General features: G+C 70.4%; 11 protein-coding genes. 9 read left to right on the forward strand and 2 right to left on the reverse strand.

The features are described from left to right. Window positions 1–1,332: 1,332 nt before the first annotated feature. The 5 genes from AB0H87_RS27640 to AB0H87_RS27660 all read left to right on the forward strand — a co-directional run bounded on the left by AB0H87_RS27640 (window position 1,333) and on the right by AB0H87_RS27660 (window position 7,453). Window positions 1,333–2,382 (forward strand): ABC transporter permease, encoded by a 1,050-nt coding sequence (locus AB0H87_RS27640; protein ID WP_360151640.1) that lies wholly within the window; start codon window positions 1,333–1,335, stop codon window positions 2,380–2,382. 96 nt (window positions 2,383–2,478) lie between these two features. Next, the gene (locus tag AB0H87_RS27645) at window positions 2,479–4,227 is read left to right on the forward strand and encodes an ABC transporter substrate-binding protein (RefSeq protein WP_360151643.1); all 1,749 of its coding nucleotides are present in this window, start codon (window positions 2,479–2,481) and stop codon (window positions 4,225–4,227) included. A gap of 97 nt (window positions 4,228–4,324) precedes the next feature. Then, window positions 4,325–5,317, forward strand: coding sequence for an ABC transporter permease (locus AB0H87_RS27650; RefSeq protein WP_360151646.1), 993 nt, complete (start codon window positions 4,325–4,327; stop codon window positions 5,315–5,317). Between the two features lie 19 nt (window positions 5,318–5,336). Next, window positions 5,337–6,419 (forward strand): ABC transporter ATP-binding protein, encoded by a 1,083-nt coding sequence (locus tag AB0H87_RS27655; protein WP_360151649.1) that lies wholly within the window; start codon window positions 5,337–5,339, stop codon window positions 6,417–6,419. Next, window positions 6,416–7,453: a dipeptide ABC transporter ATP-binding protein gene (locus AB0H87_RS27660; protein ID WP_360151652.1), complete on the forward strand. Its 1,038-nt coding sequence runs from the start codon at window positions 6,416–6,418 to the stop codon at window positions 7,451–7,453. Before AB0H87_RS27655 ends, AB0H87_RS27660 begins: the two co-directional genes overlap by 4 nt. A gap of 49 nt (window positions 7,454–7,502) precedes the next feature. Here AB0H87_RS27660 and AB0H87_RS27665 read toward each other — a convergent pair whose 3' ends face one another. Then, window positions 7,503–8,426 (reverse strand): MerR family transcriptional regulator, encoded by a 924-nt coding sequence (locus AB0H87_RS27665; RefSeq protein WP_360151655.1) that lies wholly within the window; start codon window positions 8,424–8,426, stop codon window positions 7,503–7,505. Window positions 8,427–8,511: 85 nt separating this feature from the next. Here AB0H87_RS27665 and AB0H87_RS27670 point away from each other — a divergent pair, with 85 nt between their 5' ends. From AB0H87_RS27670 to AB0H87_RS27685, 4 genes are read left to right on the forward strand one after another with little or no spacing between them, the layout of a single operon-like run. Next, window positions 8,512–9,054: a PadR family transcriptional regulator gene (locus tag AB0H87_RS27670; RefSeq protein ID WP_360151658.1), complete on the forward strand. Its 543-nt coding sequence runs from the start codon at window positions 8,512–8,514 to the stop codon at window positions 9,052–9,054. After that, on the forward strand, window positions 9,035–9,706 hold the full coding sequence (locus tag AB0H87_RS27675; protein ID WP_360151661.1) for an ABC transporter ATP-binding protein: 672 nt from the start codon (window positions 9,035–9,037) through the stop codon (window positions 9,704–9,706). The genes AB0H87_RS27670 and AB0H87_RS27675 overlap by 20 nt, the downstream gene beginning before the upstream one ends. After that, complete coding sequence (locus tag AB0H87_RS27680) at window positions 9,703–11,655, forward strand: ABC transporter permease (RefSeq protein ID WP_360151663.1); 1,953 nt, start codon at window positions 9,703–9,705, stop codon at window positions 11,653–11,655. The genes AB0H87_RS27675 and AB0H87_RS27680 overlap by 4 nt, the downstream gene beginning before the upstream one ends. A gap of 49 nt (window positions 11,656–11,704) precedes the next feature. Continuing rightward, window positions 11,705–12,451, forward strand: coding sequence for a GNAT family N-acetyltransferase (locus tag AB0H87_RS27685; RefSeq protein ID WP_360151665.1), 747 nt, complete (start codon window positions 11,705–11,707; stop codon window positions 12,449–12,451). Here the strand turns inward: AB0H87_RS27685 and AB0H87_RS27690 are convergent. After that, complete coding sequence (locus AB0H87_RS27690; RefSeq protein ID WP_360151668.1) at window positions 12,448–12,741, reverse strand: chorismate mutase; 294 nt, start codon at window positions 12,739–12,741, stop codon at window positions 12,448–12,450. The genes AB0H87_RS27685 and AB0H87_RS27690 overlap by 4 nt on opposite strands. Window positions 12,742–12,971: the final 230 nt, after the last annotated feature.

The raw sequence follows: 12,971 nt of genomic DNA on the forward strand, positions 1-12,971 counted from the left end.
GGCGGCTACGTTGCGATTCGCCGCGCCGCGAGTGGGTTCGGATCCGTTCGGATGCTGACGCTTGCCGTCAAGCTGTGGCGGGCGGTGGCCCATCCTCGCGAAGGCGGCAATGTTGCGATTCGCCGCGCCGCTAGTGGGTTCGGATCCGTTCGGATGCTGACGCTTGCCGTCAAGCTGTGGCGGGCGGTGGTCTGTGCCAGGCGGCGCTGCACAGCCGGATCGTGGGTTTCGACACCGGCGTTGCGTTGCGGCGCCGCGAACGGGTCGGCGGCGAGCTGCGCTCAGTCGGATGCTCTCGGTGAACCTAGCGCTCGCCGTCAGGCTGAGGTCTGTTGGTCGGGTGGCGGCGGTGCGCTTGGGCGTGGCGGTTCGAACGGGTCCGGCTGCTGGCGTTGAGGTCCGTCCGCGCGGGTGAGCTTGCTGCGTGACCGCCGACCGCCCGGGCCACCGAGCGGCGGCGGCGCTGCGCGTCGGTCAGCCCGCGGCCGGCCGGCGCCAGCGGCAGCCGCCCCGGCACCTTGTCGTAGCCGTGCGTGCGGAACGGCGCGCCCGCCTCGCCAAATGCCGCTTGCCATTCCCCGCGTGCCGTTCGACGGCCTGACCCCTTGCCCAGCGCACCATGGCCTCCGCAAGCGGGCCGTAGTCGTTGTCGGCACTCAATGCCGTGGCGTACCTGTGACTCGGCCCGGTCCACAGCGACGCGGGCCGTCCGTGTTTCTCGTGCGGGTGGCGCGGTCGCCTCGGGACCTTCCGGAGGGCACGGGCCGTCGTGATCGGGGAGCGGGATCGGCGGCTTTGTTGTGCGGTCGACCCGGCGGCCATCGGTCAGCGCGGACACTCGCCGTGGTCGTTGTGCGGCCGGGAGTGCGGGCCGGTCGTGAAGCTTTTGTTTCGTCGCCGCGCTGCCTCTTGTGCGATCGCGCCCAGGTGTGTTTGATCTAGTTCGCGTGTGCCCACGGTGGTGACACAACCTGCCGTGTGGCCGCAAGGCTCCACTTCAATGTTCCCTCATCCGTGCAACCTAAAATCTCCGCCGACGCGTCTCGTCATCTGCACGGAGCGTGCCGGAATGATGGCGGGTGGCTGCTGGGCTCACTTGTGGAAGGTTGCAAATCGGTCCAATCGATAGCACGGAGGTCCGTCGATTTGGTCCGATTTGCGCTGCCTTCCGTCTGATGTGCACAGTCGGCTCGCTGTTACACCCGACTGCCCGTTCGGAGACGTCACTGTTATCTGAACGATGCATTCGACTATTCCGAACTCGCTTCATGCGGGCTAGCTTTTGCCGAACAGGCGAAGCGACCCTTCGTCCGATCTAGGAGGCCCCCGTCCATGAGGAAGACCGACTCGACGCCTGACGTCCCGGCTGCCGCGGCAACCGACGGCCTGGGCGGCACGGTCGCGTTGGAGGTCAATTCCCCGGTCGACGCTCCTGTTGACGAGAAGGCCAAGGCGTTCGTCGGTCGTTCGCCCGGTCAACTCGCCTGGCTGCGACTCAAGCGCGACCGCACGGCCAAAATCAGCGCGATCACGCTGCTGGTGCTGCTCGTCATCGCCCTGCTCGCGCCGGTGATCGGCAAGCTGCGCGGCATGTCGCCGACGCAGCCGTTCACCGACAAGCTCAACGACTTCGCGATGCCGCTCGGCTACGCCGGCGGCATGAACAGCACCCACTGGTTGGGCCTGGAGCCGGGCAACGGCCGCGACATCCTTATGCAGCTGGTCTACGGCATGCGCACCTCGCTATTGATCGCCTTCGCTTCGGCGATCGTCGCCTCGACCATCGGCGTTCTGATCGGCATCGCCGCGGGTTACGCGCGCGGTTGGCTCGACACCGCAATCAACTGGGTCATCGACCTGACGCTGGCATTCCCGTTCCTGATCTTCGCCCTCGCGGTCATCCCGATCGTCGAGGACAACTTCTACGGTGAGCGCGACGCGATCCCGGCCAGCTTCCGGGTCATGCTGATCATCGGGACCTTCGCCCTGTTCAGCTGGACCTACACGGCCCGGCTCGTCCGCGGCCAGGTGATCGCCCTGCGCGAGCGGGAGTTCGTCGAGGCCGCGCGCGCGGCCGGCGCCGGCACCCGGCACATCCTGTTCCGACAGCTGCTGCCCAACATCTGGGCGCCCATCCTGGTCACGCTGTCGCTGAACGTGCCGGCCTTCATCACCACCGAGGCCGCCCTGGCCTTCGTCAACATCGGCGTCATCGAGCCCACGCCGGACCTCGGTCGGATGATCTTCAACTCGATCGCCTTCGTGGCCAGCGACCCGTTCTACACGCTGTGGCCCGGCCTCACGATCTTCATCCTCGTGCTCGCGTTCAACCTGCTCGGCGACTCGCTGCGCGACGCACTGGACCCGAAGTCCACGCGATAACCCCGCGCGGAGACCAGAAGACTTCTGCACCACGCACGTTTCGTTCGGAATCTCGGGAGCTGAGGGAGCCCCAGCCGGGCGGGAAGGGAGAAGATCGTGCGAAACAAGGGAGGAGCGCTGATCGTCGGCGCTCTTGCCGTGGCGCTTACCGCCACGGGTTGTAACGCAACCACCAATGACGGCGGGGGTGGCAACAGCGGGGAGGCGAAGACCCAGAGCGGGTCGATCTCCTACGAGGCTGCTGACAACACCGGCCCCGCCAAGGCCGTCGACGGCGCCACCAAGGGTGGCATCGTCACGTCCATGTACCCGGCCGACTTCGAGCACCTCGACCCGGCCCGTAACTACGTCAACCTGCAGCAGCTGACGGGCAACCTGATCTACCGGTCGCTCAACGGTTACGTCGAGGACGGCACCGGCAAGATGCTGCTGGTCGGCGACCTGGCCACCAACCCGGGCACCGACGTCAACAAGGACTGCAAGGTCTGGGAGTTCAAGCTCCGCGACGGCCTGAAGTACGAGGACGGCTCGGCGATCTCGTCGAAGGACATCGCGTACGGCATCGCCCGTAGCTTTGCCCCGGAGCTCAACGAGGGCCCGCACTACATCCAGCAGTGGCTCTACCCGGGTGGCACCTACAACGCCACCTACAAGGGCCCCTACGAGGGCAACCAGATGCCGGCCGGCATCGAGACGCCCGATGACAAGACCATCAAGTTCACGTTCGCGGACCCGCACTGCGACATGCCGTACGCGGCGGCGCTGCCGACCTCCGCACCGGTGCCGCAGGGCAAGGACACCAAGGGCAACTACGACCTGCGTCCGTTCTCGTCGGGCCCGTACAAGGTCAAGACCTACACCCGCGACAACCTGCTCGAGCTCGAGCGCAACCCGAACTGGGACGCCAACACGGACCCGATCCGCAACGCGTACCCGGACGGCTTCAAGTTCACCTTCGGCCTCGAGCAGCAGCAGATCTCGGAGCGGCTCGTCGCCGACGCGCCGGCCGACCAGGCCTCGTTCGGCTGGGGCGACACCCCGCCGGCCGTGCTGCCGCGCACCACGACGCCGAACGTCGCCAACCGCATTGCCAAGGGCCCCACGCAGTACGTGTGGTACCTGGGTGTGAACAACCTGCGGATCAAGGACAAGAAGATCCGCGAGGCGCTCTACTACGGCCTCGACCGTGACGCGGCGCTCAAGGCCATCGGTGGCTCGTCCGCCGGTGAGCCGGCCAGCACGCTGATGTCCCCGACCACCGCGGGCTTCGTGAAGTTCGACGTCTACAACGCCCCGCCGACCGGTGACGTCAACAAGGTCAAGGAGATCCTCGGTGGCACCACGCCGCCGCCGATGGTGCTGGCGCACAGCAACACCGCGCTGCGCACCGCGCAGGCCGAGGCGATCCGGGCCAGCCTGGAGAAGGCCGGCTTCAAGGTCACGCTGAAGGCCATCGAGGCCACCAGCTACTACGACCAGGTCGGCCGTAAGAACAACCCGTACGACCTGTACCTGCACGGTTGGGGTTCGGACTGGCCGACCGGCTCGACGATCATCCCGCCGATCTACGACGGTCGCGAGATCGTCGACGAGGGCAACAACAACCTGGCCTACTTCAACGACGACAGCGTCAACACCGAGATCGACCGGATCAAGACGCTGCCGGCCGCCGAGCAGGACGCCGCCTGGACCGCCCTCGACAAGAAGATCATGCAGGACTTCCTGCCCGAGATCCCGGCGTACTACGACGCCACCCACGAGATCTACGGCTCGAAGCTCGGCAACGTGTTCCTGAGTGACGCCTTCGGCGCCATCCAGCTGAACAAGATCTACGTCAAGCCGTAACCAGTAATCGCTGAACCGCTGTAATCGGGTGCGGGTGGTCTCTCACCAGGAGGCCACCCGCACCCCACCGGCAATCTCCATCGGATAGGTGCGCACCATGCTCCGGTTCATCACCCGACGCGTGCTAGTGGGCGTCGTGACGCTCATCGCGATCAGCATCATCGTTTTCGGTCTGTTCTTCGCCGTGCCGTCGTCGCCGGCCAAGGTGATGTGCGGGAAGAACTGCGACGCGGCGAGCATCGCGGCGGTGGAGACCCGGCTCGGGCTGCGCGACCCCATCGCCGAGCAGTACACCTCGTTCATGAAGGGCATCTTCGTCGGCCGCACCTACGCCGAAGGCACCGCCTTCGAGCAGCGGTGCGACGCGCCCTGCCTCGGCTTCTCGTTCCGCAACAACGAGGCGGTGACGTCGATCCTCGGTCGCACCGTGCCGGTCACGATCAGCATCGTCTTCGGCGCCGCGATCCTCTGGCTGCTGATCGGCGTGTCCCTGGGCATGATCTCGGCTTTACGCAGAGGCACGCTGTTCGACAAGGTCGCGATCGGCATCTCGCTGACCGGCGCGTCGATGCAGGTCTTCTTCTTCGGCCTGATCCTGCTCTACGTTCTCGTCTATACGAGCGGCATCCTGCCGTTCCCGTCCTACACGCCGTTCACGGACAACCCAGCCAAGTGGGCGCAGGGCCTGATCCTGCCCTGGATCACGCTGGGCTTCCTGAACTCCGCGATCTACGCCCGGCTCTCCCGCGCCCAGATGCTGGAGACGCTGTCGGAAGACTACGTGCGCACCGCCCGCGCCAAGGGCCTGCCGCTGCGCCGGGTCTACACCAAGCACGCGCTGCGCGCCGCGATCACCCCCATCGTGACGATCGCCGGTCTGGACATCGGCGCGTCGCTGGGCGGCACGTTCATCACCGAGACCATCTTCGGCCTGCGCGGTCTCGGCAAGGAGACCGTCGAGGCCGTCAGTTTCCTCAACTTGCCGATCGTCGTCGCCACGGTGCTCCTGGCGGCGGTGTTCATCGTCGTGGCCAACCTGATCGTCGACGTGCTGTACGCCGTGATCGACCCACGGGTCCGGCTGAGCTGAAGCGCGAGGGAGAACAACAGTGACCGCACCAGCCTCGGCGCCCAAGAGCCCGGAGACCACCGACACAGGGGCGTACCTGCGGGTCAGCGACCTGCGGGTGCAGTTCCCGACCGAGGACGGCGTCGTCAAGGCCGTCGACGGTGTGTCGTTCTCGGTCGAACGCGGCCAGACGCTCGGCATCGTCGGCGAGTCCGGCTCCGGCAAGAGCGTCACCTCGCTGACTATCATGGGCCTGCACAACACGAAGCGGGCCCGGATCTCCGGCGAGATCCTGGTCGGCGGGCGCAACGTCGTCGGCATGAGCGAGGAGCAGACCCGGCGCCTGCGCGGCCGTGACATGTCGATGATCTTCCAGGATCCGCTGTCCGCGCTGCACCCCTATTACAAGGTGGGCGCGCAGATCGCCGAGGCCTTCAAGGTCCACCACCCGAACGCCTCCAAGAGCGAGGCCAAGAAACGCGCGATCGACATGCTCGGCCGGGTGGGCATCCCGCAGCCGGCGCGCCGGGCGGACTCGTACCCCCACGAGTTCTCCGGCGGCATGCGGCAGCGCGCGATGATCGCCATGGCCCTGGTCAACGACCCCGACCTGCTGATCGCCGACGAGCCGACCACCGCGCTCGACGTGACCGTGCAGGCGCAGATCCTCGACCTGCTCGAAGACCTGCAGCGCGAGTTCAACTCCGCGATCATCATGATCACGCACGACCTCGGCGTGGTCGCCCAGGTCGCCGACGACGTGCTGGTCATGTACGGCGGCCGCGCGGTCGAGTTCGGCAGCGTCGAGCAGGTCATGCGCCGGCCGCAGCACCCGTACACCTGGGGCCTGCTGGCCAGCGTGCCGTCGCTGCACGGCGACGCCGAGGCCGACCTCGTGCCGATCAAGGGCAACCCGCCGTCGCTGATCAACCTGCCGACCGGCTGCGCCTTCCACCCGCGCTGCCGTTACGCCGGGCGCAACGGCGAGCGGTCGTTCACCGACGTGCCCGAGCTGCACCAGGTCAAGGAGCGCGGTCACCTGGTCGCCTGTCACCTGTCCGAGGCGGACCGCACGAAGTTCTACGCCGAAGACATCGCACCGTCCGCTGGAGTCGCGCAATGACCGAGACCCTGGTTCAGGAGCCCGGCGCCCAGCCGGTCGAGCCCTCCCGTCCGTCCGGCGAGCCGCTGCTCGTCGTCGACGACCTGACCAAGCACTTCCCGGTGCGCTCCGGGCTGTTCGGCAAGACCGGCCTGGTCCGCGCCGTCGACGGCGTCAGCTTCTCCGTCCGGGCGGGCGAGACGCTCGGTCTGGTCGGCGAGTCCGGCTGTGGCAAGACCACCACCGGCCGCATGCTGGTGCGCCTGCTGGAGCCCACCTCCGGGAAGATCACCTTCGAGGGCAAGGACATCACCCACTCGAAGGGCGGTGGCCTGCGGCAGCTCCGGCAGGACATGCAGATCATCTTCCAGGACCCGTACGCGTCGCTGAACCCGCGGCACACGGTCGGCCGGATCGTCGCGATGCCGCTGCAGGTCAACGGCATCAACCCGCCCGGCGGCGTGAAGAAGCGCGTCCAGGAGCTGCTCGAGCTGGTCGGCCTCAACCCCGAGCACTACAACCGCTACCCGCACGAGTTCTCCGGCGGCCAGCGGCAGCGCATCGGCGTGGCCCGCGCGCTCGCCCTGCGGCCGAAGATCATCGTCGCGGACGAGCCGGTCTCCGCGCTCGACGTGTCGATCCAGGCCCAGGTCATCAACCTGCTGCGCGAGCTGCAGCGCGAGCTCGACCTGGCGTTCGTGTTCATCGCGCACGACCTGGCCGTGGTGCGGCACTTCTGCCAGCGGATCGCGGTCATGTACCTCGGCAAGATCGTCGAGGTCGGCGACCGGACCGCGATCTACGAGCGCCCCGCCCACCCGTACACCCGCGCCCTGCTCTCGGCGGTCCCGGATGTGACGAAGATGGGTGCCTCGGGCCGCATCCGGCTCGAGGGCGACGTCCCGACGCCGCTCAACCCGCCGTCCGGTTGCCGCTTCCGCACCCGCTGCTGGAAGGCGCAGGAGGTGTGCGCGACCGAGGAGCCGCCGTTGACGATCAAGCCCAACGGCGCCAGCGCCGCGTGCCACTTCCCGGAGGATGGCGCCATCAAGTAGCACCGCAGCCATGACGCGACCGGGCCGGCCACCGCCGGCCCGGTCGTCGTCATTTCGGGGACAACGCCGCGATCAGCCAGTCGAAGACCGGCGCCAGCGGTGGCGTCGCTGGGTAGTCGTTGATGATCCCGATCAGCCGCATGTAGCGCTCGACCCGCGGGTCGTTGGCGGTCCGCAGCCGGGTCGACAGCTTGGCGCGGTACGCGGGCGTGTCCGTGGTGCCGAACGTCTCCGCGTAGCGCGCGACGATGTCCGACAGCACGGGCACGGCCGCCGGTGAGCCCGGGTCGATGCCCGCGTCGATCGCCGCGGTGACCCGGTCCCGTACCTCGATGGTCAGCTTGTGGTGCAGCCCGATCCGGCCGCCCTCGGCGACCTCCAGGGCCTGGTGCTCGGCCATCCGCCGCACGCTGGCGACGAAGTCCTCGTCGCGCACGAGTTCAGCCAGTTCGATCCAGGCGTCGACCTGGGCGGTGGTGGGCTCGTCCGGCAGGTAGGGCAGCGTCGACCGCAGCCAGTCGACGAACGGCTGGTTGGCGTCGAGGCCGCCGAACGTGCGGTCGACGAAGTCGGTGATCAGGCGGTGCCGCTCGTCCTCGGACAGTCGCACGACACGGTGCATCAGGGCCAGCTCCTCTGTGGTCGAGTCACGCCGGGCCACCGCCCGCAGCACCGCCGCCCGCGTGCGCAGCACCCGGATCTGCACGTCGAGCGCGTCGGCGTGGCGGTCCGCGGCCTGCGCGACGGTGAGCTCGTCGGCCAGCACCCGCCGGATCGTGGCGAGGTCCAGGTCCAGCTCGCGGAGCGTACGGATGAGGTCGAGGCGGGCGACCGCCGCGAGGTCGTAGCGGCGGTGGTTGGCGGGACTGCGGTCGGTCGGTGGCAGGAGCCCCGTGTCGGAGTAGAAGCGGATCGTGCGCACCGGCAGCCCGGTGCGCCGGGCCAGATCCCCGATCGAGTAGTGCTCCCGCATGGACCCAAGCCTGCGATCTCCACCTGGTGGAGATGCAAGCGGGAACTACTTCCGCCGGGTATACCCGCTGGGTATAGTCACGCCCGTGACAGTCTCGTACGCGTTGCTCGGTCTGCTCGAACGGTCCGCCCGGCACGGCTACGACCTGAAGCAGTCCTACGACCGCCGATTCGGTGGGGTGAAGCCCGTGCGGTTCGGCCAGGTCTACCGCGCCCTCGCCCAGCTCACCCGCGACGGGCTCATCGAGGTCGTCGGCGTCGAGGCCGGTGCCGGCCCCGACCGCAAGCGCTACGCGATCACCGACGAGGGGGTGACCGACCTGGGCGCCTGGCTCGGCGAGCCCGAGGAGCCGCAGCCGCTCCTGCAGCCCGTGCTGTTCACCAAGGTGGTGCTGGCGGTCCTGTCCGGCCGCCCCGCCGACCGGTTCCTCGACGCCCAGCGCGCCGCGCACCTGGCCGCGATGGCGCGGCTGACCAAGGCCCGCCGCGCCGCGGCCAGCACCCAGGACGCGATCCTCGCCGACTACCAGCTCTTCCACATCGAGGCCGACCTCCGGTGGATCGACCACACGGCGGCGCGGTTGGGCACCCTGGCCGACGAGGTGCGCGATGCTGCTGACCGGTCGTGACCTCCACAAATCCTTCGGCAGCGCGTACGCCCTGCGCGGTGCCGGCGTCACCCTGACCAAGGGCGAGGTCGTCGCCGTGATGGGCCCGAGCGGCTCCGGCAAGTCGACGCTGCTGCACTGCCTCGCCGGCATCCTGCGCCCCGACTCCGGCGAGGTCTGGTTCGCCGACCGCCGGATCGACGACCTCCCCGACCGCGACCGGGCACAGCTGCGGCGCACCGCGTTCGGCTTCGTCTTCCAGTTCGGACAGCTCGTCCCCGAGCTGCCGGCCGTCGAGAACGTGGCGCTGCCGCTGCTGCTGGCCGGCCGGCGCCGGCGTGACGCGCTCGCCGCCGGCCGGGAGTGGCTGCGCCGGCTCGGCCTCGACGGCCTCGACGGGCGGATGCCGGGCGAGCTGTCCGGCGGTGAGAGCCAGCGCGTGGCGCTGGCCCGCGCGCTGGTCGCCGCGCCCGCCGTGGTGTTCGCCGACGAGCCGACCGGCGCCCTCGACTCCGTCGCCGCCGACCAGGTGATGGAGCTGCTCGTCGACGCCGCCCACGCGCAGGGCACCAGCGTCCTGCTGGTCACGCACGAGCCGCGGGTGGCCGCGTTCGCGGACCGCACCGTGCTCGTCCGCGACGGCCGCGACACCGCGCCGGTCGGTGCCGGGTGAACGCCCTGGTCGCGCTCCGGCTGGCCGTCGCCGGCGGCCGGGAGCAGCAGTTCCGCCGGGCGTTCACCGCGACGGGGGTCGGCGTCGCCGGCGCCCTGCTGTTGCTGGCCTTCAGCGCGCCGAACGCCGCCTTCGGGCGGGCCGAGCGGGTCAGTTGGCAGGACGCCGCGACGGCGGTCGTCGACGGCGAGGTCGCGGACCCGCCGGCCGAGAAGCGCGACGGCGCGCTGTTCCTCGCGGTCAGCGACTACTTCGCGGGCACGCCGATGACCCGGGCCTACGTGGCGGCCCTGGGCGCGGATCCGCCGGTGCCGCCGGGCATCGACCGGCTGCCCGGCCCCGGCGAGATCGCCGTGTCGCCGGCCATGCGGCGGCTGCTCGCCGCGACGCCCGACGACCAGCTCGACGACCGCTTCCCGGGCCGCGACACGATGACGATCGGTCCGGCCGGCCTCGCGCACGACAACGAGCTCGTCGCGATCATCGGCCGCGCGCCCGACGAGCTGCGCGACGTCCGCTCGGTGGGCGAGGTGCACGGCTTCTTCCGCACGGCGCCGCGCGTCGGGATCCTGTCGTTGCAGGCGGCGGGCATCGGAGTGGGCACCGTCCTGGTGCTCGTCCCCGTGCTGTTCCTGGTGGTGATCGTGACCCGGGTGGCGGCCGGCCAGCAGGAGCGGCGGTTGGCGAGCCTCCGCCTGGTCGGCGCGACGCGCGCGCAGACGGCGCTGGTGGCCGCGACCGAGACCGGGCTGGCCGCGGGCGTCGGCGCGCTGCTCGCCTGGGGCGGCTATGAGGTGGGCCGGCGGGTGCTGGCCGCGACCGTCGTGTTCCAACGTGGACACTTCTGGCCCGGGGACGTCGCCGTGCCCGGCTGGGAGCTGGCGATCGTGCTGGTCGGCCTCCCTGCGGCGGCAGTCGCCACGACCCTCGCCTCCCTCTGGCACGTGCAGGTCAGCCCCCTGTCCGTGCACCGCCGGGTGCGCCGTGCGCCGCCGACGGCGTGGTCCGCGCTGCCGCTCGCGATCGGGGTCGCGGGCCTGCTCGCCCTGGTGCCGCTGCGCGACCGCCGCACCGCGGAGACGCTGGCTCAGCTCCGCCCGGTCCTCGCCCTCCTCACGGTGGCCGGCGTCGTGCTGGTCGGGCCGTGGCTGTGCATGCTGGCCGCCCGCGGCGTCGCCCGGGTCAGCCGCCGGGCGCCGGCGTTGCTGGCCGCGCGGCGCATCGCCTACGACCCGCGCGCCACGTTCCGCGCGGTGGCCGCCGTGGCGCTGGCCGCGATGGCGGCGGCCTACCTCGGCAGCACGGCCGACCGGCCCGGCCCACCGGCCGGCGAGGAGGCGAAGCGGATCCCGCCGGGCGTGGTCCGGATCAACACCGGCGGCGTGCCGCTAGACCTGCCGTCGGCCGTACGCCGCGTCGATTCGCCCGACTACGACGTGCCGACCGACGGCAGCCTGGCCGCCGAGAACCGGGTCCGCACCAGCGTGGCCGACCGCGTGCCCAACGCGATCGTCAACACCGACCGCGATCCGGTCGACTACCACCTCGAGACGCTGTTCGCCGACTTCGACCGGCTGGGAGCCGTCGCCGCGCTGTTCGTGCTGCTGATCGGCGCGTGCGGGCTGACGGCGGGCGTGATCGGCGGCCTGGCCGAGCGAAGACGACCGTTCGCGCTGCTGCGCGCGTCGGGCGTACGCGTCGGCGAGCTGCGCCTGGTGGTGCTGATCGAGACGGTCGCGACCATGCTGGTCACGTCGCTGCTCGGGGTGGGGCTCGGACTGGTGGCCGCCTACGCCACGACCCGCGGCGCGGGACTCGTCTGGACCGGCGCGGGCCTGCCCGTGCTGGGCGCCGTCGGTGCGGGCACGCTGGCCGCGCTGGTGTTCACGCTGTTCGCGCTGCCCCTCGTCGGCGCGACGACCCGGCACGACGCCGTCCGCTACGAGTGATCGGTCACCTTCGGCTGATCCGGTCAAGGTTTCCTCGTACGGTCATCGCGTGACTGATCGGGTGGACGTCGCGGTGGCGGCGTGGATGCGGGCGATGGTGCTCTGCGCGGAGTCGCTGCCGGGCGGCTTCCACCGCACCGCCGCACACGGCACGGCGGAGTTGGTCACCGGCCTGCCCGTGCCGACGCTCAACGGCGTGATTCAGGTCGGCCCGGCGCTCGACCCGGAGGAGATCGCGGGGTTCGCCGACTCGCCGCGCCTGACCGGGCTGCCGTGGAGCCTGCAGGTGCGCGGTGCCGCGGAGGCCGACAAGATCGCCGCGATCGCGGCCGCGCACAAGCTCGACCAGCGCACGACCCTGCCGTTCATGCTCAAGGACCTGACCGGAAGGGACGAGGTCAACGGGTCGGTCCGCCGCGTGTCGGGCGCCGACCGGGACCTTTGCCGGCGGGCGCTGGCTGCCGGCTTCGAGGCGCCCGAGGAGATCTTCGAGGGCTTCACCGTGCCGGCGTTGCTGGACCACCCGGCGACCCGGTCGTACGTCGTCGAGGTCGCCGGCGAGGTGGTCGCCACGTCGTTCGGCGTGCTGGTCGACGACCTGGTCGGGGTGTTCAACATCGCCGTGCCGCCGGAGCACCGCCGCCGCGGCTACGGCCGGCTGGCCACCGCCGCGGTGCTCCGTGACGCGTACCCGGCCGGCGCGCACACCGCCTTCCTGCACGCCTCGCCGATGGGCGTCCCGCTCTACGCGGCGATGGGCTTCCACACCGCGGAGACCTGGAACATCCTCAGCTAGAGCGCCCCGCGGCCCGCGCGCAGGATCAGCAGGGCGAGCTGGGTGCCGTCGGCGCCCAGGGCGGTGCGGAACTTCTCCAGGATCTCCCGCTCGCGGGACAGCACCAGGCGGGTGCCGCCGGAGGCGACGCGGGTGGCGCCGACCTGCTGCGAGATGCGGGCCCGCTCCTGCCACAGCTCGATGATCGCGGTGTCGATCTCGTCGATCCGCTCGCGCAGGGCGCGGATGCTCCGGCCCGCCTCGGCGTCGTCGGTGCCGGTGGTCGGCTGGGCCACGGTGTTGGCGCTCATGTCGTGCTCCTCGGGGGCCATGTCACGTTCTCTTCGGGCTGGTGGGCGGCTGGGGCCCCGAGGCGAGAAAAGCCCCGGGCTCCAGGAGCCCGGGGCTTCTCGCAGGTCTTGTGCTCAGGCGCGACCTACAGCTGCCGGACTCCCGGTGCCGTAGTAAAAGCGCCGACCTGATCGGCTTCCAGCAGCGGCTGGCCGCGCAGAACTTCGTCCGGCTGGCCCGACACCTGCTC

The sequence above is a fragment of the Asanoa sp. NPDC050611 genome (genome assembly GCF_040654855.1).
GTDB lineage: Bacteria > Actinomycetota > Actinomycetes > Mycobacteriales > Micromonosporaceae > Asanoa.

Bases quoted from the DNA above. Each gene is read 5' to 3' on its own strand.
- AB0H87_RS27640 (WP_360151640.1), top strand. From the start codon at position 1,333: ATGAGGAAGACCGACTCGACGCCTGACGTCCCGGCTGCCGCGGCAACC.
- AB0H87_RS27650 (WP_360151646.1), top strand. From the start codon at position 4,325: ATGCTCCGGTTCATCACCCGACGCGTGCTAGTGGGCGTCGTGACGCTC.
- AB0H87_RS27660 (WP_360151652.1), top strand. From the start codon at position 6,416: ATGACCGAGACCCTGGTTCAGGAGCCCGGCGCCCAGCCGGTCGAGCCC.
- AB0H87_RS27665 (WP_360151655.1), bottom strand. From the start codon at position 8,426: ATGCGGGAGCACTACTCGATCGGGGATCTGGCCCGGCGCACCGGGCTG.
- AB0H87_RS27675 (WP_360151661.1), top strand. From the start codon at position 9,035: ATGCTGCTGACCGGTCGTGACCTCCACAAATCCTTCGGCAGCGCGTAC.
- AB0H87_RS27690 (WP_360151668.1), bottom strand. From the start codon at position 12,741: ATGAGCGCCAACACCGTGGCCCAGCCGACCACCGGCACCGACGACGCC.